Annotated in this window: 24 protein-coding genes, 2 tRNA genes and 5 pseudogenes; 8 read left to right on the top strand and 23 right to left on the bottom strand. The window is 51.9% G+C overall.

The window, feature by feature from the left end; translation table 11 throughout:
• Window positions 1-204 precede the first annotated feature (204 nt).
• Complete coding sequence (gene amiC / locus ACWWJF_RS17045; protein ID WP_455870115.1) at window positions 205-1,449, top strand: N-acetylmuramoyl-L-alanine amidase AmiC; 1,245 nt, start codon at window positions 205-207, stop codon at window positions 1,447-1,449.
• Between the two features lie 83 nt (window positions 1,450-1,532).
• Here amiC and ACWWJF_RS17050 read toward each other — a convergent pair.
• A tRNA-Met gene (locus ACWWJF_RS17050) sits at window positions 1,533-1,605 on the bottom strand.
• Between the two features lie 46 nt (window positions 1,606-1,651).
• Window positions 1,652-1,728 (bottom strand) — tRNA-Met (locus ACWWJF_RS17055).
• 215 nt (window positions 1,729-1,943) lie between these two features.
• On the opposite strand from ACWWJF_RS17055, the pseudogene mltA reads away from it, so the two are divergent.
• From mltA to ACWWJF_RS17075, 4 genes and pseudogenes are all read left to right on the top strand, one after another.
• A pseudogene (gene mltA / locus ACWWJF_RS17060) lies at window positions 1,944-2,282 on the top strand (murein transglycosylase A); the annotation flags it as partial.
• Between the two features lie 75 nt (window positions 2,283-2,357).
• A pseudogene (locus tag ACWWJF_RS17065) lies at window positions 2,358-2,561 on the top strand (transposase); the annotation flags it as partial.
• A gap of 67 nt (window positions 2,562-2,628) precedes the next feature.
• Window positions 2,629-3,174 (top strand): annotated as a pseudogene (locus ACWWJF_RS17070) (IS110 family RNA-guided transposase); the annotation flags it as partial.
• A gap of 77 nt (window positions 3,175-3,251) precedes the next feature.
• Window positions 3,252-4,420, top strand: a protein-coding gene (locus tag ACWWJF_RS17075; protein WP_455868400.1) for an IS3 family transposase whose coding sequence is annotated in 2 segments (ribosomal slippage) — window positions 3,252-3,507 and window positions 3,507-4,420 — 1,170 coding nt in all. Because the reading frame shifts where the segments join, the coding sequence is not laid out codon by codon here.
• A gap of 8 nt (window positions 4,421-4,428) precedes the next feature.
• Here the strand turns inward: ACWWJF_RS17075 and ACWWJF_RS17080 are convergent.
• From ACWWJF_RS17080 to ACWWJF_RS17160, 17 genes and pseudogenes are all read right to left on the bottom strand, one after another.
• Window positions 4,429-5,346: pseudogene (locus ACWWJF_RS17080) on the bottom strand (IS110 family RNA-guided transposase); the annotation flags it as partial.
• A gap of 153 nt (window positions 5,347-5,499) precedes the next feature.
• Window positions 5,500-5,775, bottom strand: coding sequence for an SDR family oxidoreductase (locus tag ACWWJF_RS17085; RefSeq protein ID WP_455871142.1), 276 nt, complete (start codon window positions 5,773-5,775; stop codon window positions 5,500-5,502).
• A gap of 652 nt (window positions 5,776-6,427) precedes the next feature.
• Entirely contained in the window at window positions 6,428-8,095 is a 1,668-nt protein-coding gene (locus ACWWJF_RS17090) for a terminase large subunit (protein ID WP_455869997.1), read from the bottom strand.
• Window positions 8,073-8,450 (bottom strand): phage terminase small subunit P27 family, encoded by a 378-nt coding sequence (locus ACWWJF_RS17095; RefSeq protein ID WP_455869996.1) that lies wholly within the window; start codon window positions 8,448-8,450, stop codon window positions 8,073-8,075. The genes ACWWJF_RS17090 and ACWWJF_RS17095 overlap by 23 nt, the downstream gene beginning before the upstream one ends.
• Window positions 8,451-8,593: 143 nt before the next feature.
• The gene (locus tag ACWWJF_RS17100) at window positions 8,594-9,052 is read right to left on the bottom strand and encodes an HNH endonuclease (RefSeq protein WP_455869995.1); all 459 of its coding nucleotides are present in this window, start codon (window positions 9,050-9,052) and stop codon (window positions 8,594-8,596) included.
• Window positions 9,053-9,349 (bottom strand): head-tail connector protein, encoded by a 297-nt coding sequence (locus ACWWJF_RS17105; protein WP_455869199.1) that lies wholly within the window; start codon window positions 9,347-9,349, stop codon window positions 9,053-9,055.
• On the bottom strand, window positions 9,342-9,683 hold the full coding sequence (locus ACWWJF_RS17110) for a phage head closure protein (protein WP_455869198.1): 342 nt from the start codon (window positions 9,681-9,683) through the stop codon (window positions 9,342-9,344). Before ACWWJF_RS17110 ends, ACWWJF_RS17105 begins: the two co-directional genes overlap by 8 nt.
• Complete coding sequence (locus tag ACWWJF_RS17115) at window positions 9,680-10,906, bottom strand: phage portal protein (protein ID WP_455869994.1); 1,227 nt, start codon at window positions 10,904-10,906, stop codon at window positions 9,680-9,682. The genes ACWWJF_RS17110 and ACWWJF_RS17115 overlap by 4 nt, the downstream gene beginning before the upstream one ends.
• A complete protein-coding gene (locus ACWWJF_RS17120) occupies window positions 10,891-11,442 on the bottom strand; it encodes an HK97 family phage prohead protease (protein WP_455869196.1) in 552 nt (183 codons plus the stop codon). The genes ACWWJF_RS17115 and ACWWJF_RS17120 overlap by 16 nt, the downstream gene beginning before the upstream one ends.
• Window positions 11,443-11,456: 14 nt before the next feature.
• A complete protein-coding gene (locus ACWWJF_RS17125) occupies window positions 11,457-12,647 on the bottom strand; it encodes a phage major capsid protein (protein WP_455869993.1) in 1,191 nt (396 codons plus the stop codon).
• 252 nt (window positions 12,648-12,899) lie between these two features.
• On the bottom strand, window positions 12,900-13,295 hold the full coding sequence (locus ACWWJF_RS17130) for an antiterminator Q family protein (RefSeq protein WP_455870116.1): 396 nt from the start codon (window positions 13,293-13,295) through the stop codon (window positions 12,900-12,902).
• A 44-nt stretch (window positions 13,296-13,339) separates the two neighbouring features.
• Window positions 13,340-13,549, bottom strand: a complete 210-nt coding sequence (locus ACWWJF_RS17135; protein WP_455869478.1) for a hypothetical protein — start codon at window positions 13,547-13,549, stop codon at window positions 13,340-13,342.
• A gap of 460 nt (window positions 13,550-14,009) precedes the next feature.
• The gene (locus ACWWJF_RS17140) at window positions 14,010-16,721 is read right to left on the bottom strand and encodes a DUF927 domain-containing protein (protein WP_455871143.1); all 2,712 of its coding nucleotides are present in this window, start codon (window positions 16,719-16,721) and stop codon (window positions 14,010-14,012) included.
• Window positions 16,702-17,049, bottom strand: coding sequence for a hypothetical protein (locus ACWWJF_RS17145; RefSeq protein WP_455871144.1), 348 nt, complete (start codon window positions 17,047-17,049; stop codon window positions 16,702-16,704). Before ACWWJF_RS17145 ends, ACWWJF_RS17140 begins: the two co-directional genes overlap by 20 nt.
• Before the next feature lie 15 nt (window positions 17,050-17,064).
• Complete coding sequence (locus ACWWJF_RS17150) at window positions 17,065-17,643, bottom strand: hypothetical protein (RefSeq protein WP_455870117.1); 579 nt, start codon at window positions 17,641-17,643, stop codon at window positions 17,065-17,067.
• Window positions 17,640-17,834, bottom strand: coding sequence for a hypothetical protein (locus ACWWJF_RS17155; protein WP_455870118.1), 195 nt, complete (start codon window positions 17,832-17,834; stop codon window positions 17,640-17,642). Before ACWWJF_RS17155 ends, ACWWJF_RS17150 begins: the two co-directional genes overlap by 4 nt.
• Window positions 17,827-18,081, bottom strand: coding sequence for a hypothetical protein (locus ACWWJF_RS17160; protein ID WP_455870119.1), 255 nt, complete (start codon window positions 18,079-18,081; stop codon window positions 17,827-17,829). The genes ACWWJF_RS17155 and ACWWJF_RS17160 overlap by 8 nt, the downstream gene beginning before the upstream one ends.
• Before the next feature lie 136 nt (window positions 18,082-18,217).
• On the opposite strand from ACWWJF_RS17160, the gene ACWWJF_RS17165 reads away from it, so the two are divergent.
• Window positions 18,218-18,409: a toxin-antitoxin system HicB family antitoxin gene (locus ACWWJF_RS17165; RefSeq protein WP_455871145.1), complete on the top strand. Its 192-nt coding sequence runs from the start codon at window positions 18,218-18,220 to the stop codon at window positions 18,407-18,409.
• A 570-nt stretch (window positions 18,410-18,979) separates the two neighbouring features.
• On the opposite strand, the gene ACWWJF_RS17170 is transcribed toward ACWWJF_RS17165, so the two are convergent.
• The 4 genes and pseudogenes from ACWWJF_RS17170 to ACWWJF_RS17185 form a co-directional block, all read right to left on the bottom strand.
• Window positions 18,980-19,390 (bottom strand): helix-turn-helix transcriptional regulator, encoded by a 411-nt coding sequence (locus ACWWJF_RS17170; protein ID WP_455869987.1) that lies wholly within the window; start codon window positions 19,388-19,390, stop codon window positions 18,980-18,982.
• 50 nt (window positions 19,391-19,440) lie between these two features.
• Complete coding sequence (locus ACWWJF_RS17175; protein ID WP_455869986.1) at window positions 19,441-20,652, bottom strand: tyrosine-type recombinase/integrase; 1,212 nt, start codon at window positions 20,650-20,652, stop codon at window positions 19,441-19,443.
• A 153-nt stretch (window positions 20,653-20,805) separates the two neighbouring features.
• The gene (locus tag ACWWJF_RS17180) at window positions 20,806-21,369 is read right to left on the bottom strand and encodes an SDR family NAD(P)-dependent oxidoreductase (protein WP_455870120.1); all 564 of its coding nucleotides are present in this window, start codon (window positions 21,367-21,369) and stop codon (window positions 20,806-20,808) included.
• Window positions 21,366-22,804, bottom strand: a pseudogene (locus ACWWJF_RS17185) (dipeptide ABC transporter ATP-binding protein); the annotation flags it as partial. The pseudogene ACWWJF_RS17185 and the gene ACWWJF_RS17180, both read right to left, overlap by 4 nt.
• 404 nt (window positions 22,805-23,208) lie before the next feature.
• On the opposite strand from ACWWJF_RS17185, the gene ACWWJF_RS17190 reads away from it, so the two are divergent.
• Entirely contained in the window at window positions 23,209-25,461 is a 2,253-nt protein-coding gene (locus ACWWJF_RS17190) for a molybdopterin-dependent oxidoreductase (protein ID WP_455870121.1), read from the top strand.
• Between the two features lie 91 nt (window positions 25,462-25,552).
• Window positions 25,553-26,374, top strand: a complete 822-nt coding sequence (gene tcdA, locus ACWWJF_RS17195; protein ID WP_455870122.1) for a tRNA cyclic N6-threonylcarbamoyladenosine(37) synthase TcdA — start codon at window positions 25,553-25,555, stop codon at window positions 26,372-26,374.
• The last annotated feature ends 36 nt before the right edge of the window (window positions 26,375-26,410 follow it).

Genomic DNA, 26,410 nt, shown 5'->3' on the forward strand with positions numbered 1-26,410 from the left:
GACAGAGGTGGGAAGATTCGTTAAATTTTTCACATTGTTAATACTGACTTTATCTTTTTCGCGTAATATCGCGGCAAATTACCTGTTGGTCTGTGTTTTTTCTACCTGATATCACCGTTTGAGCACTCGCGCCAGTGCCTGCATGCGACAGCATCACAATGACTACAGCACCACAATAACGACAGCATAACGAATTGGAGTGGAATGTCTTATTCGAATCACAATCAGACTCGCCGCCGCCTCTTGCAAGGCGCGGCGGCAACCTGGTTATTGAGCGTCAGCGGCGCCGGATGGGCTGCTGCCGCCCAGGTGATCGCCGTTCGCGTCTGGCCTTCTTCAGCCTATACCCGCGTCACGTTAGAGTCTAACCGCACGCTAAAATACAAACACTTTATGTTAACCGACCCCAACAGGCTGGTTGTGGATATCGAAGATATCCAACTCAACAGTGTGTTGAAAACGGTTTCGCAGCAGTTTCAGTCTGACGACCCGCTGATCAAAGAAGCCCGCATTGGACAGTTTGACCCCAAAACGGTGCGTCTGGTTTTAGAGCTGAAGCAAGCCACCAATCCGAAAGTCTTTACCCTCGATCCTATTGCAGAGTTTAAACACCGCCTGGTGTTGGATCTCTACCCAGCGGTAGGGCGCTATGACAATGCCGACGATCCGCTTCTGGCGCTGCTGGAAGATTACAACAAGGGCGATCTGGAGAGTAAATTACCACCAGAAGCGCCGTTGCCGGGTAAAGCAGGGCGCGATCGTCCGTTGGTTATCATGCTCGATCCCGGGCATGGCGGTGAAGATCCTGGAGCCATCGGTAAAAACCGCACGCGCGAGAAAGATATTGTGCTACAGATTGCGCGGCGGTTACTCAGCCTGATTGAGCGTGAACCCAATATGAAGGCGTATATGACGCGCAATGAGGATGTGTTTATCCCTTTGCGCGTGCGGGTGGCGAAAGCTCGTAAGCAGCGTGCCGATCTGTTTGTTTCGATTCACGCGGATGCTTTCACCAACCGTGCGGCGCGCGGTTCTTCGGTGTTTGCGCTGTCAAAGAAAGGTGCAACCAGCACTGCAGCGCGTTTTTTGGCGGAAACGCAAAACGAATCCGATCTGATTGGTGGCGTGGGCATGAGTGGCGATCGTTACCTCGACCATACGTTATTTGATTTGGTACAGACCGCGACCATCAGCGATAGTCTGAAATTTGGCGGCGAAATCCTTAAGCGGCTTGGCAAAGTGAATAAGCTGCACAAGAACAAAGTCGATCAGGCCGGGTTTGCGGTGTTAAAAGCGCCCGATATTCCCTCGATTCTGGTAGAAACGGCGTTTATCAGCAATCTGGAAGAAGAGCGTAAATTGCGCACCAGCCACTTTCAGCAGCAAATTGCGGAATCTATTCTGGCGGGGATTAAGGCGTACTTTGCCAGCGTGGGCAATCGTAAGTGAGTCGTTTACAGTATTGATTGGCTAAAAACAAAAAAACACCCGTCAGGGTGTTTATTGTTGGTAAGCTTCTTGAATCAAGAAGTTGGTTGCGGGGGCATTGAACCGACGACCTTCGGGTTATGAGCCCGACGAGCTACCAGGCTGCTCCACCCCGCGTCCGTCTTACACTTCATCTGATTTTATTTGATGTCTTGGCATCAATTGGTTGCGGGGGCCGGATTTGAACCGACGACCTTCGGGTTATGAGCCCGACGAGCTACCAGGCTGCTCCACCCCGCGTCCGTGGATGCGCACTATACTCTCCATTGACGGGTATGCAACCCCTATTTGAAAAAAAGTGGAAGTTACCTGCACGTCTGACGGTTTTATCTGCACTTTGATTGATTTTTATTCACCTTCATCCACTTATGAAGATTGGCGCGTTTTCTTATAGATGTGCCTTTGTTATTGTGCGGGCACTGATTTGGCAGGCTGTAATGAGAGCGAAAGAGAAAATGAGAGGATGTTGGGGTAAATATGTGCTGATCGCCATTCTGGCCGGATGTCAGTCCAGGCCGACCGACCGTGGGCAGCAGTATAAAGATGGGCGACTTGAGCAGCCGCTTGCGCTCGTTAATGAACCTAACGCCACCGGAAAGTCGGTTAATGCAGGCGATTTCGTTAACCAGGTGACAGAGATTAAGAATGCCTCCCCCGCGCTGTATGCCCGTAATCAGGACATCTTTCAGGCCATTCAACGTTGGATGCAGGCCGGTGCCGATACGCGTAACCTGAGCCAGTTTGGGCTTAATGCCTGGCAAATGGAGGGCGTGGATAATTTTGGTAACGTGCAAGGCTTTGTTGAATAAATAGAAAGTTTGGTTAATCATCGGATCAGATCACCATAGTTGTTTCAACATCAGGTCTCCATGGCAAAACAAAATTTTAAAATCACTAACTGGCCCTCCTATAACAAGGCCCTCAAGCAGCGCGGTTCTCTAACCGTATGGCTAGATGAATCAGCCATTGCTGCATGGACGGAAAAAACGACTACTGAACGGCGTGGACGACCGCTCCACTACTCAGATATGGCCATCACCACAGTCCTGATGATGAAACGCGTGTTTGGCCTAATGAGATGGTCACCCCCACCCTGTGAGCGGTACGCTGACAGGGTGTTTCTTTATGGAGAAGGCCATCATGCAAAACGTCACGCTTATTGGTATCGATCTCGGCAAACATTCTTTTCACATTCATTGTCAGGATAAATCAGGCAAGGCATTACTGCGGAAAAAGTTTACCCGCACCAAACTCATCGAGTTTCTGGCTACGTGTACACCTACTACCGTTGTAATGGAAGCCTGCGCCGGTGCCCATTTTATGGCTCGTCGGATCAGTGAGCTGGGGCATGAAGTAAAGTTGATCTCTCCGCAGTTTGTCCGCCCTTTTGTCAAGAGCAACAAGAACGATTTCGTTGATGCCGAAGCAATATGCGAAGCCGGATCACGCCCTTCCATGCGGTTTGTGCAGCCAAGAACTGAGGCTCAGCAGGCTATGCGAGCCTTGCATCGGGTCAGGGAGTCGTTGGTCAGAGACAACGTTAAAACGACTAACCAAATGCATGCTTTTTTACTGGAGTTTGGTCTCAGCATGCCGAAAGGTATTGCGGTAATCAAAAGGCTTTCAGCTGTTCTGGCTGATAATGACTTGCCACCTTATCTGGCACAGTTGCTGCTTCGATTACACGATCTGTAGTGGCACACTGATACTGGCCACCTGATCGGAGGTGATATGCTCACCTCATCAACACGACAGGTGACCTCATGGGTAAACATTTTACGGCGGAATTTAAGCTCGAAGCCGCAAAGCTGGTTGTCGACCACGGCTACACATACGTTAAGGCCGCAGAGGCGGTTAATGTCAGCCATTCTGCCATTAGTCGCTGGGTCAATAAGCTTCGCCTTGAACGACAGGGAAAAACGCCAACGGGACTTCCTCTTACCCCTGAACAGCTCGAGCTGCGTGAGATGAAGAAAAAAGTCCAATGCCTTGAAATGGAGAACGAAATCCTAAAAAAGGCTACGGCGCTCTTAATGTCGGACTCACTCAACGGTTCACGGTAGTCGACAGGCTGAGGGCGCGATACCCGGTCACGGCGTTGTGCCAAACTTTTGAGGTACATCGCAGCAGCTACAGGCACTGGCAGGCTTCCGCTAATGAACCCGACGGTGAGCGCGTGGTTAAGTGTAGTCGCGTCATGGAAGCCTGGAACGCCAGCGGCGGCTCTGCCGGCGCTCGAAGTATCGCGACCATCGTCACCGGCAGCTCTGGTGTCAAAATGGGGCGCTGGCTGGCTGGCAAGCTGATGAAGGAGCTGGGTATCGCCAGCTGCCAGCGACCGGCTCACAAATACAAACGCGGCGGCAATGAACACGTTGAAATACCGAACTATCTCAACCGCCAGTTCGCGGTTACCGCGCCGGATCAGGTCTGGTGCGGCGATGTGACCTACATCTGGACGGGCAAATGCTGGGCTTACCTTGCGGTGGTGCTAGACCTGTTCGCCCGCAAACCGGTGGGCTGGGCCATGTCGACGTCGCCGGACTCGGCGCTGACAGTTAAAGCGTTGCAGATGGCCTGGGAACTCCGGGGACAACCAACAGGAGTCATGTTCCACAGCGACCAGGGCAGCCACTATACCAGCCGTCAATACCGGCAAGCCCTGTGGCGCTGCCGGATAAAGCAGAGTATGAGTCGGCGGGGTAACTGCTGGGATAATGCGCCAATGGAGCGGTTCTTCCGCAGCCTGAAGACAGAATGGGTGCCGACAAAGGGTTACAACAGCTTCAGCGAAGCCCAGGACGCGATTATCCGCTACATCACGGGGTATTACAGCGCTATCCGGCCTCACTGGTATAACGGCGGCTTAACTCCAAACGAATCTGAGCGACTGTTCTACATACAGTCTAATGCGGTGGCCAATATTAGTTGACCACTACACACACCGGTCGGACGCCGTTTTTTAAGTTCCGTTATCCATGGCCCAGGCTCTTTAGCAACTAACGAAGCGGCTCTTGCCCCATGGATAAACAGCGTTCGCAGATAGGTGTCACCACGTTTGCTTATCCCCAGCAGCCGAACTTTCCCCCCGGAACCCGTCTGCTTCGGCACCAGACCGACATAAGCAGCGAACTGTCTGCCGGATTTAAACGCTGAGGCTTCCCCCATGGTGGCAACTGCCGCTGTGGCGATTAACGGCCCCACGCCGGGAATTTCCATCAGCCGTTTACAGGTTTCGTTCTGCCGGGCCACGCTGTTAAGCTGTTTTTCAAGGCCATCTATCAGCATGTCCAGCTCATTCAGTCTGTTGTACTGGTCTTCCAGCACGGTGATGAGATACGGCGGCAGCTTCGTTTTCAGCCGCTCCAGTGCAGCCGGTAGCTCCCTGTCCATCGCTGCCCGACCTTTATGGATGGTTTCGCCAAACTCCAGTAATGTTCCGTGCAGCGCGTTAATCTGTGCAGTTCTGAACTTCACCAGTTGTCTGCGTGAACGGTGCAGAACCAGTACCGATTGCTGTTCTTCCGTTTTTACGGCTATCGCCTTGCCTGGCTGCTGTACCGCCATCCAGATAGCGCGGGCATCCATGACATCATTCTTGTTGCCCATGACGAACGCCTTGACGAACCGTCCCTGCATCAGCCGGACTTTATGCCCCAGCTTTTCCAGTTCCCGGGCCCAGTGCTGAGAGCCTCCACAGGCCTCCATGCCAATCAGGCAAGGCTCCCGGTTACTGAAGAACGTCAGAAAATCCTTGCTGCGCAGCTGCTTGTCCACCACTTCACCTGTGTGCTCATTGACGAAGTGAACCTGAATCAGATGCTTTGCGATATCAACGCCAACCGGTGTATATTTCATGCTGTGGAGTCTCCAGTCTGAGGGAGCTTTATGCATCCCGTATTGGGCACCATGATGCCGGAAATCTGCGAGGCTCCACACCTGCCGACTTCACTCTTTCAACCATCATTCTGCTCCGCGCTTAAAGAGGTGGGATGCGTTCATTACATTTCCTTAAAAAGTGCCGGGATAGCTGCCGCCATCAATCAACAGGTTTTGTCCGGTGATAAACCCAGCCTGCTGCGAGCAGAGAAACGCACAGGTGGCACCAAACTCTTCGGGCTGACCATAGCGTTGAACCGGGTTAGCCGCCGCCCGCTCCTTGTTGATTGCGGAAAAATCACGCCCGGTTTGTTCGCTCAGCGACTGGATATGGTGCCATTGGCCTTCGGTATCAAAGATGCCAGGCAGGTTATCATAAATATAAAAAAATAGATTAAAAATAGTAATTTATTTAATTTAAAATTCAAAAATTCTAAATATGTTATACATAGTTTTATCCAAAACGCCCTGAACAAACATGAAGATAAGTGAACGAATCTGAATGCCTAAATCAGCCTTGAGGAGGGTTAAAATCAGGGATAGGGGATTTTCTGGCACATCGGCGACCAGATGGACACCGACGAGAAGAGGCCAGCCAGAGAAAAAGCTTTCTTCTTGGCTGGCTATCCCGGCAACATGGACGGGGACTTACCCACTAAATGTGGGTGAGCTTATCAGCACAAAGAACCACGTGACTTTAAGTCATACGGTTAGATGCAGGTGACTGACTAAAAGAGGGTTGGTTGCTTATTGACCAGTTTTCCCCGAAACGGGGGAAAATTAACTGACATGCTATGCCGCTGCACAAATCCGTAATCAGCATTAATATTCAATAGGTTATCTGCACAACCCCACGCGCATTTCAAGTGTGTGTCGGCGATGCGATAATCGTCGCACCGGTATAAACACCGGGATTTTCCCGTAGTTTAAGCCCCTCACACCCCGCTGAATTCTGCCACCATCCTGAACTACGAAAGTTTCGTAGTTATCCTCTAAGCTACGGAAATAGCTTAGGTCGACCACCTTGCCTAGGGATCATGATTTCCATGAATCCTGTTCCTCACACCCCACTAAACGCTTCAAGCCGGTGCTTCTGCTCATCACTCAACGAGTAGGCAAACTCTTCATGCTCTGCCTGTAGCGTACCGAACGCCATCAGGAACGCGATCGCCGGATCTATCTTGTTGGCAGACTTCTTCTTGTTCGGCTTGATATTGGCGTTAGCATCGCTCTCCATCACCACATTTCCCATTGCCCATGCCAGCACCGGATCCCCGTTGTGCCGGATAATCTGGCGGTTAACGAATACCTCTGCTGACTTGGCTACTGGACTGAATCGCATGTAGGTTTGTGGGAATGGCTCCACGTCCAGCCCCGCGCCCTGTAGCTGGGTTCTCAGGTGGGTAGCGTTCCATGTATCAAAGCCAATCAGCCGGATAGTGAATAGCTCGCTGTCCTTGAGGATGTCATCGCGTATGCGGTCATAGTCGATGCAGTCCCCCGGCGTGGTGCGTATCCAGCCTTGTGATTTCCACAAGCGGTATAAACTGCGGTTCTTGTTGGCGATGTTCTCAAGCTGCGCCTCTGGCAGGTAATGGCGAGTCAGTAGCAAGATTTCATTTTCACCGGGGAAGGCGTAGCACACGCTGGTAATATCGCCTGTGGAGGACAAATCCAGTCCGGCATAGCAATCCCGCCCTTTGAGGTCTTCGCCGCTGTGATCGGCTTTACAGGCGTCCCATGCGCCCGTCCCCATCCACGGCGTCGCCCCTTGGCACCAGAGATTAAAACGCTTGGTCAGCATCTCCACCCACTGCGAGGGGATGCCACGCGCTTTCTGTATGGTGTCAACCAGCGCCGCCTTATCGACGGACACGCCCAGATTGGGATTGGCCTTTATCCATTGATCCGGATCGCCTACTTCGTTTTCGTCGTCGAGTTCATAAATCAGCGCAAACAGGGATTCATTCGTTTCTTCGCCCGCCAATATCTGGCAACAGTAGTCGTAGTGCTGCTTACAGGCGGAAACCACATTGCTTCCGGCGGTGGTGATAGCGAACAGCAGCCCCTCGGGGCGTGCACCCATACCCAACTCAAGGGCTGAATAAACGGCGTTATCCGGGTGGAGGTGGTATTCATCCACGATAGCGAGGCTTGGGTTCGTTCCCTCGATGGTGGCGGCCTTGGCAGCCAGCGGCTTAAGCAGACTATTTGATTTCGGGTAAATCAGTTTATGCTGCTGGATAGTAAGCCGCTTTCTCAGTGCCGGGGAAATCAGACTCATCTGACGAGCATCGTCAAACACAATCCGGGCTTGGTCTCGGCTCACCGCCGCCGTGTAGATATCGTGCTGCCCCGGCTCCATGACGAGGAAGTAGTTAGCCAGTATTGCTGCCAGTGTCGATTTAGCATTCTTGCGCGGTACTTGAATGTAGGCGCTACGATACTTACGCCTTCCCGTCTCTGCATCCTTGAAGCCAAGGATATTGGCGAGGGCAAATTGCTGCCACGGCGCAAGATGAATCGGTTGACCCCGAAGCGGCCCCTTGACATGGGGGCAAAGAGCAGCAAACGCGATAAAGCGCCCTACAGCCTCTGTATCGAAGCGGTAAAGGGGGTTATTCAGGTCGTTAACATAGCGGTCAACCGTCTGTTTCAGGCGCGTACAGGCGGGAATATTGCCATTTCTGACCCCCTCGGCGTATTTATGCCATGCATTTTCTGGCATTCAATAATTTCTCAATGTCATCTTCTTCCTCAATTTCTACCGGATTACGGCGACGAGATACGGGGTCAAAGCCCAGCAGGGAGGCCATTTTTATCATGATGCGTTCGGCATCGGCCTTTGCTGCCAACGATGGATTGCGGGACTCCGCGCCACGGCTGCCTTCAACCGAAAAACCACGCTCAGCAATGTCCGCTATCGCTTTACGGTAAATGGAATAGTTGACGCAATATAATTCAAGACTGTTCCAGTCAGCCGGGTTCAAATCTCCTCGTTCTGCCATGAATTTTGCTTTGGCTTTCCACTCTGTAGCGGCTATCTCGTCGAGATAATCCGGAGCTTTAGGTGCTCTCTTCATAATCTACTGTTTCCTATAAAATTTCTGTATTTCAAAAAATGGCCGCGCATAAAAATTTGAGGAGGCGGGTGGTCCCAGAACGGTAGGGGCCTTGTCCTCAAAACTCCCCCCACCTATCTATTTTATATTTATAAGCATTTGATCTAATTATTTTTAATGCCATTAAGGTTATACTCGTGTATCCAGTCATTACGATGGGCGGCCTTCTCTTCCTGTTCGCGGAACATGCCCGCCTTGCGCTGTGCTTTGGTCTGCGGGTCTTTCGTCATTGTCTTGCGGGAGTGGCAACTCATGCATAGCGCCTGATGGTTATCTTTCCACCAGAACAGCACATCACTGCCACCATCGACCGGAATGATATGGTCAACTATCTTCGCGGGGGTATAAATCCCTTTGCTCTCGCACATCACACAAAGCGGATGCTCTTTGAGATATATCAATCGGTACTTCGCCCATTGGCTGGAGTAGCCACGCTGGGTATGCGTTCCCCGGCGCTTATCCTGTAGGCGTCTGGCTGCCTGCTTATGCAGCTCACACTTGCCAGACTTCACACGCTTAAAGCAGCCCGGCTCTGTGCATCTTCTTAATGGTTGGTATGGCATTCAATAAATTCCTACGTCACGGTAATAATTCCATAGGCTCTTTGTGGTAAACGGTAACTCGCTGGCTTTGTCGCCTGCTCTCACTGCTTCCCGGTTCTCGTACCAGAAGCCTATCAGTAGAAGGCATCCCACCTTTAGCGCCGGAGTAAATTTCATCCCATCGCTGAACTGCTTGCCGATATGCTTCTGGCAGACATCTAGCGCGGCCTCGATATACCCTTGTATCAGGGGGTCTTCGTCGTCTTTATCAATGCGACAGTGCAGTTTCACTTCTGCCAGCGTAATCAGTTCAGCCACGTTTCACGCCTCCCTTACACAGCAACTCAAGACGGGTGCCTTTATCGTCTGGGATCGGCGGACCGATAATATCCAGCATTTTTCCGGCAAACGGCCCGGTTAGGCACAGCAATCGTGACGCTGCAGATACATCACGGCGGTGACGCATCCACACACGTATTGTCGCCTCGGCAGATACCGCGCCTGCCGCTACACGTTCACGCCCGTTAATACCTGTTACCTGCGCCCATACCGTAGCTGTATCACGCCACGTTTTAATGGGCTGACCGCCCGCATCCCGATAGGAGGTAAAATGTTGAATTGTCACCCGGTGACGTAATCCGCCCGCTCTCATGGGGTCGTCTCCTGCTTCACCTTCACTTCCTGCTGCCATGCCTGACTGAACTCATCGCCACCTTCACGAGGTGATAACCCTTCACGCTCACGGGCTTCATTGGGACTCATCACCCCGGATTTAATCGCGGTCTCGTAACTTTGAAATCGTTCTTGCGGGTTCGAGCGCAGCAGGTCAGCAGAATCAAATTCAATTTGATAGCGCACATGGGGTATGCTGGACTCCACCAGTAGCGCCGCCTTGATTTGCTGCTCAAAGTTGGTCAGCCACGGGCGGATTGTCATGGTCAGAAAGGCACGGCTGGCTTCGCTAAAGTTGCTGTAGGTGCTGTTGCTGTACTCTTGCAGAAAAATAGGACTCACATTGAACATGCGCCCGACGTCCTCAATCGTCATGCGACGGGAGGCAAGCCATTCCGCATCCTGATTGCTCATGCCCAGTTTTTCGTACTGCATGTTGCCTTCGAGAATGGGCGTTTTACCCGCATTCCTCGCCCCCTTGTAGCGCTCCAGCGCCTCAAGCGCCTTGACGCCTTTAACGCCGTCGAGCCAGTCACCCGATTTGATAATCCCCGCCGCCATCATCCCATCTTTCATGATGCTGGCACCGTGGCGCTGTTGGGCCAGTCCAAGCCCCAGCGTTTCCCTGCATTGTGTTATGGGTGAGCGCCCCATAAAGCCGTCATCAGTGGCATACCTGAGGTGCAGTACTTCATGTTGTAAGTAAGTTCTCGACTTACCGCTATATGGCTCTGTAACGGTATAGGCGTAACGATGGTCGCCAATCTGGTTCACCGTCACGGCTTGCGGCGGGTAAGGGTGTAAGCTTTTGGGCTGTCCGTCCTTTCCCCACTCAATGACGGCATAGGCGTTACCGTTCAGCAGACAGTGGCGCATCAGCGTCCGCTTGAACTGGTAGGCCGTCTGGCAGTCGTTGGGGGCTTCGTTCAGCAGGTGATCAACCGGGTGGTCACTGAGCCATTCCCGCGCCTCCTGCCCGTCATGGTGCGTGACCCGGTACAGGTAGCAGGGCATGGCTGCGACGGCTTCGCTAATCACCGTCACGGCATTCATCACAGCGGGTAGCGATTCAGCCGTTGTCGGCGATACATATTCCCCGGAAGCAGAGTTAGGAACACCGGCCAGAGAGAGAAACTCATCTATCGTCAGACTGCGGGCTTCGCTCTTACGTTTGAAGGGCCACATGTTCACACCGCCACCCATTGCAGCCAGCGGCGGCGGTTATCGGCTACATTTTTAGCTGATTGATGCAGTGACCTTCTGGCTATCTCAACGGCGCTTTCAGGATAGGCGGGGAGGCTGGTTATAGTAATTTCCTTTAGCTCAGCGCGTTGCACGGTTCTCACGTGGGGTTTACGGGCAATATTCCAATAGTCTTTTAGCGCACGAAAGCCAAAGCTCATCCCAGTAATGTCACCACGCTCTACCATCGTCAGCACATCCCGGCCTAACTGCGTATCCGGGGGATTCAGGGCGAAGTGCAGCCCGGTTTCATCTTCATGCAATGCCAGCGTGCCGGAAGCCGTTCTGCCCAATAAGCTCTTGGGGTCATGCTCCCAGAGCGCCAAGACATCCTGACCCGCCGCCAGATGGTCACGGAAGGCATAGGGGGCGAACTGTTCAACAAATTCATCGAACAGCACATGTGAACAGCTATTCCACTTCACCGCATACCCGGTCAACGCTTGGTCTTTCCGGGTAAGGGTGGCTGTGCGGATTTCGATATCATGGGTATTCATTGAGTGAGTCACCCTTAACCACCCGTTCCGCCGCTTCCTGCCGCTTTGATTTCCAGCACTTTGATAGCGTTGGAGTCAACCAGCCCGCCGCCGAGGTACTTGCTGGTATGCAGCTTGAAGAAGTTCGGCTCGGTGATCGCATCTGGACGGGTACGGGTGCCGGTCTCGTGGTCAACGATGGTATAGCCGCGCTTGAAGTCGCCTACCGCCAATACCGCCTTGCCCGCTGCCGCATCCGGCATGTACTCAAGGTAATGCACGGGATGACCTAACAACATATCAGGGTCGCCTGCCTGCATCCGGTCGCGCCAAATGTAATCGCCGTTGCTGTTTTTCAGCTTTTGCAGCGTCGCGGCGGTATTGGAATTCATTACCCATACGGCATTTTTGCGGTATTGCTTCTTCAGCTTGAATATCAGGTCGATTAACTCGTCAGCCGTTGGTGCAGCGCCGGCAGTGACCAGCTTTTCCAGCTTGCCAAACTCTCTGTCTTTATCGTTTTTGGCTTCACGGGTATAGGCCAGAAAGCCTTTAGCTTTCTTGTCGCCATCCCCCGTAACCAAATCTGTTTCTTCGGTCTCGGTAAAGGTGTCGGCGATTTCCTCGGTCAGCCAGGAGAGAATATCGACGTCGCTAAAATCAAGAATTTCCTGCGTGGTCTTGGGGTAGGCATAGATTGGGAAGAGCTTGATGCTGACATCGGCTAACTTTGAGGTATTCGTTTCTGCATGTGCAGTGCCCTCTACGCCGTGCGTGACAGTAGCCCCACCCAGCGACACCAGTTTTTTATATTCGTTGCTGTGAACCCGCTTCACGGTACAAATCTGACGCATCTCGGAGTTATCCGTCAGACGACGCATAATCTGTTTGTCGAGTTCGGGGATAACCGTGTAGCCGCCATCGTCTGAAACGCTGGTTGATAATGAACGAGTATCACCGGTCATCACATAGTGGCGTAATTCTGCGTTGGTAAGCGGCTGGCTCGCCGGGGGAGTGATATCAGTCTTGGCGCGTGTTTCCTCGACAATGGCTTCATAGCGGGAAATATCGGTATTCAGGGAATCAGCCTGTGAACGTAATTCATCAAACTGTTTCGCTTCTTCGTCATTCAGGCTGCGTTTTTCCTGTTCAGATTGCGTTAATAGGGTTCGCATCTGTTCAGCAATAGCCGTTTTTTGCTGGCGTAATTCAATTAATTTTTTCATGGCATCTCTGTCTGTTTGGGAATAAACCTGCAACACCATAAAAAAGCGCAGCGGTTACTGTGTGAAGGATAACCGCCGCTACCACAAAAAGTATTGCAAGAACTTAGTTATGTCTGAACAGGAAATATTTTACACCTGTAGAATGCAGAAATAAATATAATCACTGATGCTCTTCTTTAAAGTGAACGAAAATAAACGGCCACGAACGAATATAAAAAGTATTTATTTATCCAGATACGATTATTTTTATCGTCAGCGCTGGTAAATATTTTCCCTTTGTACGGATTTATCCATTTCAAGGGTGATATCAGCCATCGCAAGACAGCCTTCAACAAAACCCTCAGCAGCCTGTAGACGTTTGATAACCAACACCCTTGAAATGCCGAGACGGTTAGCAATGGTGCTCACTGACTGGCGCTTTAAGTAATGCAGATGGATAAGTTGATGGTAATAGCTGTTGTAATGCTTTAGCCGTCTAATAGCCGCATCTATCTTTATACCGTCATCATCACAGCAACTGGGTAGTGATTTTTTACTGGAAGGAATAACGCCCTTCATAAATATCGATGTCGTCTTCCATTTTCCATCAATACCCTCATCCGCCGCCCACGCTCCCCACCTTTCAAGCACAAGCTGAATATCCCGCATAATAGGGCCTTAATGTCAGAAGAGGATGGGGTATTTTAACATGACTATCTGTATATCGGCAGCGAGTCCTCTATCTTTCTGGTGACCTCGAATATCGATTCAAGCAGCACCTCCTGATTCTCTATTCCGCTGCGGATACGCTGTAACTCGATAAGCGTCAATACCTGATAAACATGCTCGGGTTCGACGCCGCTATTAATCAACGCCTGACGGTCGGTCTTAATATGCTGTATTTCTCGTGCTAATAATGGCATGTCCGTATCTCCTATTAGTGAGGTGCTCAAGCATTTATCCCTGCGTCGTTTGTAAGCTGGGTAGGCCAGCCAGAGAAGAAGCTTTTCCTTTGGCTGGCGTGTTGGCTTAGGTGACGTACCGAGGCATTGAAAAAATGCTCTTTACTCATGCAAAAACTACCGGGACAACTGGGATATCGGGACAGATTTAAAATAACCATTAAAATTCAATTGAATATATGAAAATCCTTGTCCCAGAGTTGTCCCATTCTCATATCTTCTTCGTCCCAGCTTCATGATAAATACTCTGCTAGCTAGAAAAATCCATTTGCTCCAACACTGTCTTGAACTTTACCGGGATAAGTTGGGACATGGTGGGACAGATAAATAACACCTAATAAACTGATTTATATATATTTATCTAAGGTTGTCCCGCTTGCCCCGGTTGTCCCAGTGTTCTTTAGTCACGTGCGGAGTTTTATTAATCTTTTCCTTGCTCATCAAGTAACACATAAAACCGCTGGCGAGTTCCGTTGATAGAAATAGTTTTGTTCATTAAACGATCTTTCTCTGCCCGTACTAACATCCCAGCTTCGTGGAGTGCTGCAACACCAACTTTTGCTTGAATACCACACAGTATTTCATCTTCAAATACCGATGGAATGATATGATATTCAAGGCGACCATCCGTGCGACGGCCACTCACCAGATACCCTGCAAGGTCGTTAATCCGTGCCGCGTGGTTTGTATCCATCTCCCCGTTGTGCTTGCCGTGGGTGTATGGCTGAAAACGAGACATGCCGAAACGCTGAATGAAATCCCGTGCACGAGTAATAACCTGATGCTTCTCGCGGTTGCCCAGTCCGTAATCTTCCAGCCAGTCGCTAAAACTCCGCTTGATGGCTGCCGTGCATTCCTGCGGCTCCCAGCCGGTAATATGTCCGGCTAGCTCTCCGGCTGCATCCATTAGGGCAAAACGGCTAGCGACACGGCGTACTTGCGGAGAAGCTTCTTCCGGCAGACTGGCTAACCACTCGTTTTCTACATCGGCAACCGTTTTGATTGAGAGTTCCTTGTTTTCGGTCAGCCAGCGTATCCACTCTCGACCCGCTGCCCCGCAATGTAACTGTGACTCGCGCTTGATAGCTCTTGAATGTGCGTCACCATCTTCCAGCCCATTAAATGCCTCAGTATCGATAAAAGGCACACTCAACAGACGGACAAGTTGACCTGCTTTTGGCTGAATGTTGTTGGTGATGAGATATGTCTCGAAATCCACCTCACCAGTACTCAGCGCGGCTATCTTCCAGCGCAGGATGGAACGATTCCCACCTTCACGCGCCCCCTGCACCTTACCCACACCATTGAAGAGGTTATAGGCACTATCAGCGGCGGCCTGCACTTTGCCACCCTGACCGATTTCGTCAATGGGCAAGAAGCCGTCATTGCGTGATGCTGCCTCAACTGTCAATCCGTAAGTGGTCGCGAACCAGCTCAGTTTTAGCATTTCTGGCACACCATAAAGACTACTCGCGGCCTCCACCGTTGTTGTTTTACCCGCTGATGATTGGGCGAACAGATGCACACCAAAACAGCCTCCGCCAACGAGGGAATTTAGCGGTGCAGCCAAAGCAACCATGACACCCAGCATCATTGAGTGATTGCCATGTATCAGCGGGGCAACATGTTCACGCCAGCTTTCCGCCGTCCCTCTGACGATATAGCCGGAGATAGCAGACGTTCCGCCACAAAAAGCAATCGGAATGTCTGGCTTACCTATAATCTCGCCATCCGGCATCACATAAGCGCCACAATGCCAACCCGCCGTTTGGGTAATTTCCCATTTTTGCCGGTTTCCTTCCCGTTGCAAATAATCAGCCAGCAGAATGAGATAGGCAGATTTAGCGGTGAGATTAAATTGGCGTGAACGCAAACGCGCCCATCCAGCCTGTAGCCCTAATTCACGGCGGGGCATGGCTTCATAAATATGCTTACCCGTCCCTTCCTGAAGGATCTTGATTACGATATATCCCTCTTTTCCATCACTCCCAATACCGACGGTTTCCATCTCATCAGAAAGCCAAATTTCTCTCTCTTCGATTTCTTCGGTTATCTCATTTTGTTGGCGCTCAACAAGATAAAGCCTGCCGCGCCGCTTATCGATATAAGATCCCAGCTTGGTGAGTTTCTTCTTTTTGGGGGCGTCACTGATTAGCATCAGCTTTGCGCCCTTTGTTTTTTTCATCTCAACTACATTGTCTTCTGTTTGCACAACTTCCTCCGCAATCTTCATTTCCGGCAGCACGGTACTTGCCACAAAAGCCCGTTGTAGCGCCTCTACGCCGTTATGCTGGCGGTAATCATTCCAGTCGGCCTTATGGTCAGTTGGCGGCACGGCAAACAGGCAAGAAGCGGCACGTGCGGCTTCCTCGGCAGCATGCTTACCCACGTTCTTACCCTCCGGGGTTACATCGTTATCTCCGGCTATGATGATTGGCGTTTGGGGCCAGCGCTCGCGCACGGCTTGAGCAACAGAAAGCAAATTGCCCGCATCAATGGCTGCCAGTATTACTTCAGCGCCGCACACAGCCAGACTCAACGCTGTTGCATAGCCCTCGGTGATCACCACGCTATCGGGGTTCTCGGGGATATCACCCACAGGAATAAAGGCCCCTTTCTTTTTCGTACCCGCGAGTAGGCGCTTCTCTCCAGTGGGCCGTATGGTCTGAGCACCTGTTACCGTACCCGCCATCGTGCGCAGTACCAGCAGTAGCGAACCATCCTTGAGCAACGGGTGGGGGCCTTGCAGCCCCTTATTGTTGAGGTAGACGGACTCGCCCATATGGGTAGCTTTCATCAAAGCCGCCACCCGTTCAGCTATCGGGCGCAGAGGCTTCTCTTTGGCTGGCTTCTTCTCCGGCAGCGGTAGCGCCATCTCTTCGGCTACCATCGTAGCGGCCTCGAGTGCGGTGCATTGCTTGACCTTCATCACCAAATCCAGCCCCGTTCCTGCGCCACAGTGCGAACACAGGTAAGTTCCGCGGCCCTCCAAATTGTCGAAGCGGTAGCGGGTTTCCCCGCCGCAGCTAGGACATTCGCTTTCCTTGCGGTTGGTCGATATGCCGAGGCGTTCCAGAATTGGCTCCCAATGCCCGTTAGCCTTGAGGCGGATATCATCGACAAAAGTAGTCATACCCACCTCCGAGCGTTGACGTCATATCTGTCACCATCGACTGCCAGATTTCAGCACCGTAGGCCGTCAATCCGCACTCGGTGACGCACTTTTCCAACAACCGTATGGCAGCGTCCTCCCATAGCCTGTAGTTCTGCTGCAAGGCTTCCAGAAAATAGCTATCCACGAGGTCACGGACGCCTTTCACCCCACCAACTATCTGAACTTCAATGGGGGATACAGTTTTAATCACAAAGTGCTCCCCACCATTGGTCGTGGTCAGATGGTCATACAGCACCGCCGAATACTGGTTAGCCAGCGCATTAAGGCGGAAATTTTTTGTTACCAGTGTCATATTTCCCCCTCAGTGTGCGGTTGGCGCTTCCGGCATCCCGGATTTGTTGATTTGCTGAATGAAGCCATCATGCAACTCGGATAGCACCTCACGCCCCATATCGGAGAGGCCACCGTTTTCATCCCGCATGGCGGAATAGAACTGGATAGCGTTTATCGTTCCCTGTTCTGCGCCGTATTTCTTAATCAGCGCCCCCTCAATGTTGTTAGCCATCGCGAAACGTTCAGTGGACAGATAAAGGTTCATCGCGCCATATTCGCCCTGATAAACCGCACATTCACGGAACTCGCCCGGTCTCCACTCAACGGTAACGGTGCCGTTGGCCACACGCTGCTCATGGTTAAAGGCGAAGGCAATCACCCAGCGCCAGAGCAGCAGCGCGTCATGGTTGGTGTAGTCGTAGTCGGACTGCTCCCATTTGCGGGCAATCTCAAACGCCAAATTTAGGTCGTCATCCCACTCACCAGCGTCAAGGCGCGTCATGGCATCGGCGTAGGGGATGAGGTCTACATGCTCGTACAGGCGCTCAGCGGTGTGTTGCGAGATGTTGATACCGTCCGGGGTATTCTCGACGTGATAGCGACTCATGCGGCGTCCTCCATCACAGCAGCCAACGTGCGGCTAACTTCGCAGTTGAGGTCACACGCTATACTGAGTAAGTCGATAAGAACCGGAGATACTTTTTCATCATTAGCCTTATCAAGAATGACTTCATACAGTGAACAGGCTGCACTTGCACGGAATGCTGCGGTATCGAGAGGGATTGGTGTGTTACGCATGTGCCACCTCCTGAACTGTAACGATTTCCGTTATGGTTGAGGTTGAAGGTGGGGTGATGTTGACCCTTCCTTGCACAGGTTGACGACCAGCCCATATCAGGCGGCTGTCTTTGAACATGGCGATGAAGGTACGGCGGTCTCGGCGTGTGAACGACACTTTGCCGTAGGGCGTGGTCGAATAGCACGGGACGATCCAGTATGTTTCTAGAAATTCAGGGCGAGTTTGGGTATGCTGATGCTCAGCCATAACTGTTACTCCAACTAACGGTTTGGTTAGCCCTTGTTTGGTGCTGGTAACACCTTTCAAGGGCGGATTAGAAACAGGTTTTACCATGCTTAGGTACGTACCCATTAAATTTAATCCTAAACCTGTAGGTACGTGCATGTCAACTATCAAACGCGATAAAAAAACTTCTAAAGATGGAAAAGCGCCAACATTCCAGATCAGGATACCCCCCGAGTTAAAAGAACAATTCGAGGCTGCGGCGCTTGAATCCGGTATGAGCTTGGGTAACTGGTTTAAAACTCTTGGGCGCAAAGAATTACAGTCACGAGGCATTGAACCCAAAGCCTGACTAGTCTGTTGGTATGGAGCGAAGCCAGTAGCTTGCAAGTGCGAATTGTGGTGTAATTCGTTCGCTTCCTCACAAGTGAGCAACTGCATGATTCGAAGGGCCGGACGTGGCCCTTTTTCTTTGCCTGCCGTCTGCACAAATCCAGAATTTGCTTTTTCATTCAGATGGTTATCTGCACATACCCCCACCATATGAGCGGAAGCTAAACCATTGATTGTATTGCGAGAGGTCACAGTGACCTCCGGCATGGGGATCTGGTGGTGGCGAGATTTTGCACTCGCCGATTTTGGCGAGCTCAAATTGGCATAACCCGCTGAATCCTCAGAGGTCATCGATACAGTGACCCCGGCGCTGCCCGTTGCTGTCGCTTTGATTGAGCTAAATATTAAGCTCAATGAGCCAGCCAAGGAGAAGGCTTCTTTCTGGCTGGCCTTCCCCAAGTCAATTAATCCCTCCGTTTGAAACGGAGGAATGCCGCACTGAAATATATCGCCCACTTTATTTAAGGCGTAGGGATACCCGTTCCGGTTATTACCGGAAATTATCGTTAACATGGTTAGACCTTATTTGTTAATTGGTGCTAGATTGCTTGTTTTTGCTTAAATCCCTGACAGGCGGATCTTGCATCCAGTGCAACACTTCGCTCAAGCGCCACGCATTCGAGGTTGCGCCAAGCTTAATACGTTTGGGAAATCGTCCTTCCTGTTCCCATTTCCACGCACTGATTTTTCCTATCGCGGTAAGCTTATGCCTTTCATCTTCACGAATAAAACGTTCGTAGGGTTCGTTGACGGAATTAAGCAACTTTCGGCGTTCTTCATCCGTGGGGTAAACGTATTTATGAGCCACGCTATCATCTCCATGCTTCAGTATTTTTAAGTATGTTTTCAGAGTTAGATAAGAAAGTAAACAGGGCGGAGAAGCGGTTATTCTTCTCCACACTGGAATAGGACATTCAGATTTATTTCTCTCTATTTCCATCCATTTATTTTTGACATGGAAATATTTTCAATAAATAAAATTACGTTTGGCTACCGTTTAATTAATCCATCCGGTAGCACACTCTTTTCTGCCAGTTCATCAAGTCTGTCCATCCACCGATTTAGCGCGTCCAGTTTCTCCGGCAAGTACTGACTCCGGTTGTAGATACCCATGACTCCCGGCATAGCATGGCCTAGAAGCTGCTCTACCACATGCGGCATTACCCCCATGTCATTCAGCTTGGTTGCCAGCGTCCGGCGCAGGTCGTGAGGCGTCCAGTGTTTATCGTGGCCGAGTTTTTTACATATTTTCCCGCCAAATGCGGCTACCGTGCAATCCTTCTTTATTTCTCCAAGAAAATACCCGGTTCGTAAGTTATGGGCGCGCAATATCTCAATACATGGTCGTATCTTTTCGGGTATAGGTCTAATTATAGGCGTCTCAGTTTTGCTATGCTCTTTAGGAACAGTCCATAACCCGTTATCTAAATCCCATTCATCCCAACGGGATAATCTAGCCTCTCCGCTTCGACAGCCAAAAACCATTAATATTTTCAACCATACGGAATAGTAAGGCAGTAATGAATTATTATTGTTTATGAATAACCATAGCTGACCGATTTCTGTATCAGTTAACACTCTATCTCTTTTTCCTGATGTTTTACCCACATCAGCTATAGTTAGATCATCTAACGCATTGTTTGGCGCATATCGACGAACCCGACAGAACTTTAACGCTTGTCTACATATCTGAAACACTTTCCCCGCTGTTACCGGAATGTGTTTCATACGGTCAAAACACTCTAACCAATAACGAGTTTCACAATCGGATACAGCCATATTCCCTATGTAGGGATAAATATGCTTTTTTAATAGTTGCATCTTATTATTAATGCTACTCACTCTTCCCATAGCATAATGTTTTACCCAATACTCAATTGCATCCCTAACCGTTACTGGCTTGAGTGATTCCTGTTTCTTAAGCTTAAGCTGCCGCTTCGGGTCTTTGCCATCAGATAGCCATGTCCGGCACTCGTCGCGCTTCTCCCTCGCCTTCTTCAGACTCATATCGGGATAGCGCCCCAACGTCACGCGCTGAAGTACCCCATTGTTGCGATAGGTGAATGTCCAGCTAATGCCGCCGACTGGTGACACTCTCACGCTAAGGCCTGCTCCATCAGCAAAGAACTCAGGCTTATCACGAGTCGTCCCCATCAGATTTTTAAGCCGCTTGTCAGACAGTTTGTTCAGATCTCCGCCCACTACACACCTCAATGTTTTACGCGAAAGTTTATACACATTTTACTGTAAGAGAGTGAATGAAAGGAAACGAATATGAAGAGTTAAACCTAAAAAAAGATTATTAATCAGAGCTTTTGCCCTCTAGCAGTGAGCATATGGAAACGAGTATAAACGCTAAATAATAACCCCAGGCAGAATGTTGTTGATCGTCACGTTGCGGTGCACTTGCGTACGCGCCAACCCGGCGACAAAGCCCGTCAGGCCTGAGCGTGCACTATTGGACAAGCCGAGTTCCAGTTGTGGGATCTTGACGCTGCGCGAGGTGATATTGATGATGCGGCCAAAACCACGCTCTGCCATGCCATCTACCGTGAGGCGTATTATGGCAATCGGGCCGAGCATCATGCTGTCGAGAGCATCGAGCCAATCCTGTCTCTGCCATTCGCGAAAATCACCCGGCGTTGGGCCGCTGGCGTTATTGATCAGAATGTCGGGAGTAGGGCAGGCGTCAATGGCCGCTTGTCGGCCTGCTTCTGTGGTGATATCCGCCACAACGGCATGCGGACGCACGCCGGTTTGCAGCAAAATGCTCTCTTGAGCTTCGTGCAATGCCTGTGCTGTGCGTGACAGTAAGGTGACCTCAACGCCTTCCTGGGTCAGTTGCAGCGCTGCCGCTTTTCCCAGACCACGACTGGCTCCCCACACCAATGCTTTTTTTCCTTGAATGCCCAAATTCATGCCGTTTGTCTCTCTGTCAGGTGAACGGTTGGGTGAGTGACCGCAGGGATATTTTGTGCGGTACGCGGCGTCGCGCCCGGTACTGCATCGATGAGTTCGGGTATAAGGGTGTTGCGGCTGATGCCAGATACGGTAACTGTCGCCTTGTTCTACGCAGTTGCCGTTGTGCATCACCATCACGTTATCGGCGATATAGCACACCACGGCCAAATCGTGTGAGATAAACAGCAGCGCCAGCCCCATGTCGTTTTTCAGTTCCACCAGCAGGTTGAGAATTTGTGCCTGAATGTACACATCCAGCGCAGAGACCGGCTCATCGCAGATCACCAGCGAAGGTTTGATCACCAGCGCGCGGGCAATCCCAATGCGTTGGCGCTGTCCACCAGAAAATTCGTGCGGGTAACGCTCCAGACTTTGTTGTGGTAGCCCGACCTTATCAAGGATATCGCGCACGGCACGTTGACGCTCGGCCCGCGAACCCATGCCGTGCACCACCAGTGGGGTTTCCAGAATGTGCTGAATGCTGTGGCGTGGGTTAAGCGATGCGTAAGGATCCTGAAATATCATCTGCACACGCTGACGCAGTGACGCCAGACGTGACGCGTTGTGGTGGGTGATATCCTCACCGTCAAAAATGATGTTGCCCTGTGAGGTGGGTAGCAGGCGCAGGATGGTTTTTGACAGGGTCGATTTTCCACAGCCGGATTCGCCGACCAGCCCCCAGGGTTTCTCCCGGATGGATATCCAGTGATACGCCATTTACCGCGCTGACTTTCCCTTGTGCGGTCTGGTATTCGGTGTGGACATCGCGCAGTGACAGCAGCGGCTGTTGATCGGTCTGGCGCGGGCTATGCACCAACGGCGGCGGTGTAATCAACGTGAAAGTAGAACCTTGCGCGTCAGGCTGATGGTGGATTTCCGGCAGGCGCGAATCCCGGTAATGCATGTCCTGATCCATATGCAGCGAGGTGCCGAGCAGCCCGCGCGTGTAGGGGTGCTGCGGTGTGTTAAACAGTTGCGTAGTGGCAGCCTCTTCGACCTTTTGACCGGCATACATTACCGCCACGCGATCGGCCCACTGAGACACCAAACCGAGATCGTGCGTGATCAGCAGCAGCCCCATCGACAATTCTCGTCTCAGCCTGTCCAGCAGCGCCAGAATTTGGGCTTGAATGGTGACATCAAGTGCCGTGGTGGATTCATCGGCAATCAACAAGCGTGGTTGGCAGGCAACCGCCATGGCGATCATCACGCGCTGGCGCTGTCCGCCGGAGAGGTTATGTGGGTAATCATCAACGCGACGGGCCGGCTCGGGGATCCGCACCAGATCCAGCAATTCAATGGCTCGCTTGCGCGCAGCGACCGGGGTTAATTGCTGGTGCACATGCAGCGTTTCCGCGATTTGCTGGCCAATGCTCAACACCGGGTTTAGCGCACCTCGTTATACACATCTTTCTAACGCACTGTTTAATCAATGAGTTACGGGTTTATCTCAGAGTGGCATTTTGAACCTCAAAAAGCCAATGGGATGGCTTGAATGCCTTAATTCACGGGGTTCTGAGCATCCTGTTCAAAAAATGGCCAAAAGATGTGTATAACGATATGGGTTAAACCCTATCCTAACGTGCGTTTTAAACAAACGTTTAAATCTGCATAAGCAAAGCTATATTCCGCATAACCCGCATACTTGAAGTGTCTGGGGTATTTCTTTTATAACTGTGGCATTGTTTTTTGTGGCAATGTTTTTACGATTTTTTAACGTCGTTTTTGGCGTTGTTTCTTACCAGGACTGCGTTGTCGCGCTATTCAGGGTGGCACGAGAAAGAATTGAGGTTGCGAATGGCTATTCAGCGTTATCCACATCTGGCGCATTGGGGCGCTTTTACCGCCGTCGTGGAGGACGGAAAACTGATCCGCTGCGAGCCGTTTGCCAGCGATCCTGCCCCTTCCGCGATGCTTGATTCTATCGTGCCGCTGGTCTATTCCGACAAGCTTATCCGCCGCCCGGCCGTGCGTGGTTCCTGGTTACAAAAGCGTGAACACAGCGATGGCACGCTGCGCGGCAAAGAAGATTTTGTTGAGGTAGATTGGGATGTCGCACTCGATCTGGTGGCGCAGGAGAACCAGTGCGTACGCGATCGTTACGGTGCGGATGGCCTGTTCGCCGGATCCTACGGTTGGTCTTCTGCGGGGCGCTTTCACCATGCGCGTTCTCAGGTGCGACGTTTCTATTTCTCCGGCGGAGGTGCCGTTGATCAACAGGGCAACTACAGTTGGGGCGCAGCGCAATTCTTTTTACCCTACGTTATCGGCACTTTTCAGCCGCTAACCGGCAAGGTGACGGAGTGGCGCAGCATGCTAGAACACTGCAATATTTTCCTCACGTTTGGCGGGTTGGCGCTGAAAAACGCGCAGGTGGCTTCCGGTGGGGCGGGATATCACAGTCTGGAACCGGCATTGCGTCAACTGACTGAGAAAAAGATCCCGGTTATCAACATCAGTCCGATGCGTGACGACTGTCCAGCCTTTCTCGGTGCCGAGTGGATCCCGATTCGTCCAAATACCGATGTGGCGTTGATGCTGGCGCTCGGTTACGAAATTCAGCGGCTGGGCGCGGATGACACCGATTTTCTGCGGCGTTATTGCGTGGGCTATGATGCGCTACGCAATTATCTGACCGGTGAACGCGATGGCACGCCGAAGACGCCGGAGTGGGCCAGCGCCATCACCGGCATTCCCGCCGAGCGCATTCGTCGTCTGGCGCACCAACTGATTGGCGTGCGCAGTTTCATCACCTGCGCCTATTCGGTGCAGCGCGCCCATCGCGGAGAGCAGCCATATTGGATGATGATCGCGCTGTCAGCCATGCTGGGCCAAATCGGCCTGCCGGGTGGTGGTTTCTCCTTTGGTCACGGCTCCATGAACGGTGTCGGTAATGAGCGTATCGCTACGCCCGCACCAGAATCTCCCTCGGTGAAAAACCCTGGGCGTGCCATTCCTGTAGCGCGTATTGCGGATATGCTGCTGAATCCCGGCCAACCCTATACCTTCAAGGGCGAAACCCATCGCTACCCTGAGATCCATCTGATTCACTGGGCTGGTGGCAACCCGTTTCACCATCACCAGCAGCTTAACCGTCTGGTTGAAGGCTGGTGCAGGCCCGAGACGGTTATCGTACAGGATATCGTCTGGACGCCCGCCGCGCAGATGGCCGATATCGTGCTGCCGGTGACCACCACGCTTGAACGTAACGATCTGGGCGGATCGTCGCGCGATCGCCATCTGTTTGCCATGCATCAGGCGATTGCGCCGCAACATCAGGCGCGTAATGACTATGATATTTTCAGCGAACTGGCGGAACGACTGGGTTATGGCGATGCCTTTACCCAGGGGCCTGATGAGCAGGCATGGCTAGAAGCGCTGTATGAAGAGTGTCGTGGGCGTCAGCAGGGTGTGGAATGGCCTGAATTCGAGCAGTTTTGGCAGCGTGGGCATCTGGATGTGCCGCAGGGTGAAAAACCGTTTGTGTTCTTTGATGCGTTCCGCAATAGCCCTGAACAGCACACGCTGCAAACGCCGAGCGGCAAGATCGAACTGTACAGCGATACTATCGCCCGTTACGGCTATAAGGATTTCGCCCTGCATCCAGAGTGGCGTCCGCCTGTCGAGTGGCTTGGCGCCGAAACCGCAGAACGCTGGCCGCTGCATTTTATTTCCATTCAGCCATCGGATCGGTTGCATAGCCAACTGGCCGCAACACCGCAGGTGGCGGCGAATAAAACCGCAGGCAAAGAGACACTCTACATGCACCCGCAGGATGCAAACGCGCGCGGCATTGTTGATGAGCAGCAAGTGGAAGTCTTTAACGCGCGTGGTCGTATTTATGCCGGTGTCCGCGTGACCGAAGGGGTGGCTCCTGGCGTAGTGATCATGTCTACCGGTGCCTGGTTCGAGCCGGGTTTCGGTCAGAAAGAGTGGCACGCGGTGGAACAGTCCGGCAATGCCAACGTGCTGACGCTGGATATTGGCACCTCACCGCTCACGCTGGGGCCTAATGCCATGAGCTGCCTGGTGGACGTAGCAGCAGCCTGATTTTCATCACACCAGTAGCGCAACAGGCCCGATCGCTTTATGATCGGGCCTGTTTTTTTACAGCAGTTATCAGAGTTAAGGGTTGGTGGTCATGAGTGGTACGTTATCCGAAGCCTATCTGCAACGCTTCGGCGGCACAGCGCGGTTATACGGTCAGCAGGCGTTGGCGCTGTTCGCACAGGCGCACGTGTGCGTTATTGGCATTGGCGGCGTAGGCTCCTGGGCCGCAGAGGCGCTGGCGCGTACCGGCATTGGTGCGATTACGCTGATTGATATGGATGACGTCTGTGTCAGCAACACCAACCGGCAGATTCACGCGCTGCGCGAACATACCGGACAGGCGAAAACGGAAGTGATGGCGGAGCGTATCCGTGCCATTAACCCTGAATGTCAGGTTACCTGCGTGGATGATTTCGTCACGGTGGATAACGTGGCGGAATATCTCAACCGTGGCTTCAGCTATGTGATTGATGCGATTGACAGCGTGCGCCCGAAAGCGGCACTGCTGGCATACTGTCGACGTTATAAAATTCCGGTCGTGACGACCGGCGGGGCTGGTGGGCAAATCGATCCGACACGCATCAGCGTGGTGGATCTCGCCAAAACCATTCAGGACCCGCTGGCGGCCAAGCTGCGTGAGCGACTTAAACACGATTTCAACGTGGTCAAGAACAGCAAAGGCCGCTTAGGCATTGACTGCGTATTTTCCGATGAGCCGCTGGTGTACCCGCAGGCCGATGGATCGGTGTGCGCATCGCGCAGCACGGCGGAAGGGGTAAAACGTATGGATTGCGCCTCTGGCTTTGGGGCTGCCACCATGGTGACCGCGACCTTTGGTTTTGTTGCGGTATCCCACGCGTTAAAGAAAATGATGGCGAAGGCGGTGCGCGAAGCGCAGCAGGTTGGTTCCTGAGCGGTGTTTTTCCATGTCCACATACCCGCGCTTATC

This window comes from Symbiopectobacterium sp. Eva_TO (genome assembly GCF_053848865.1).

Coding starts and splice junctions, on each gene's coding strand:
- amiC (WP_455870115.1), top strand. CDS start 205: ATGTCTTATTCGAATCACAATCAGACTCGCCGCCGCCTCTTGCAAGGC.
- ACWWJF_RS17090 (WP_455869997.1), bottom strand. CDS start 8,095: ATGCCAGAAAATGCATGGCATAAATACGCCGAGGGGGTCAGAAATGGC.
- ACWWJF_RS17095 (WP_455869996.1), bottom strand. CDS start 8,450: ATGAAGAGAGCACCTAAAGCTCCGGATTATCTCGACGAGATAGCCGCT.
- ACWWJF_RS17100 (WP_455869995.1), bottom strand. CDS start 9,052: ATGCCATACCAACCATTAAGAAGATGCACAGAGCCGGGCTGCTTTAAG.
- ACWWJF_RS17110 (WP_455869198.1), bottom strand. CDS start 9,683: ATGAGAGCGGGCGGATTACGTCACCGGGTGACAATTCAACATTTTACC.
- ACWWJF_RS17115 (WP_455869994.1), bottom strand. CDS start 10,906: ATGGGTGGCGGTGTGAACATGTGGCCCTTCAAACGTAAGAGCGAAGCC.
- ACWWJF_RS17120 (WP_455869196.1), bottom strand. CDS start 11,442: ATGAATACCCATGATATCGAAATCCGCACAGCCACCCTTACCCGGAAA.
- ACWWJF_RS17125 (WP_455869993.1), bottom strand. CDS start 12,647: ATGAAAAAATTAATTGAATTACGCCAGCAAAAAACGGCTATTGCTGAA.
- ACWWJF_RS17130 (WP_455870116.1), bottom strand. CDS start 13,295: ATGCGGGATATTCAGCTTGTGCTTGAAAGGTGGGGAGCGTGGGCGGCG.
- ACWWJF_RS17135 (WP_455869478.1), bottom strand. CDS start 13,549: ATGCCATTATTAGCACGAGAAATACAGCATATTAAGACCGACCGTCAG.
- ACWWJF_RS17140 (WP_455871143.1), bottom strand. CDS start 16,721: ATGACTACTTTTGTCGATGATATCCGCCTCAAGGCTAACGGGCATTGG.
- ACWWJF_RS17150 (WP_455870117.1), bottom strand. CDS start 17,643: ATGAGTCGCTATCACGTCGAGAATACCCCGGACGGTATCAACATCTCG.
- ACWWJF_RS17155 (WP_455870118.1), bottom strand. CDS start 17,834: ATGCGTAACACACCAATCCCTCTCGATACCGCAGCATTCCGTGCAAGT.
- ACWWJF_RS17160 (WP_455870119.1), bottom strand. CDS start 18,081: ATGGCTGAGCATCAGCATACCCAAACTCGCCCTGAATTTCTAGAAACA.
- ACWWJF_RS17165 (WP_455871145.1), top strand. CDS start 18,218: ATGTCAACTATCAAACGCGATAAAAAAACTTCTAAAGATGGAAAAGCG.
- ACWWJF_RS17170 (WP_455869987.1), bottom strand. CDS start 19,390: ATGGAAATAGAGAGAAATAAATCTGAATGTCCTATTCCAGTGTGGAGA.
- ACWWJF_RS17180 (WP_455870120.1), bottom strand. CDS start 21,369: ATGAATTTGGGCATTCAAGGAAAAAAAGCATTGGTGTGGGGAGCCAGT.
- ACWWJF_RS17190 (WP_455870121.1), top strand. CDS start 23,209: ATGGCTATTCAGCGTTATCCACATCTGGCGCATTGGGGCGCTTTTACC.
- tcdA (WP_455870122.1), top strand. CDS start 25,553: ATGAGTGGTACGTTATCCGAAGCCTATCTGCAACGCTTCGGCGGCACA.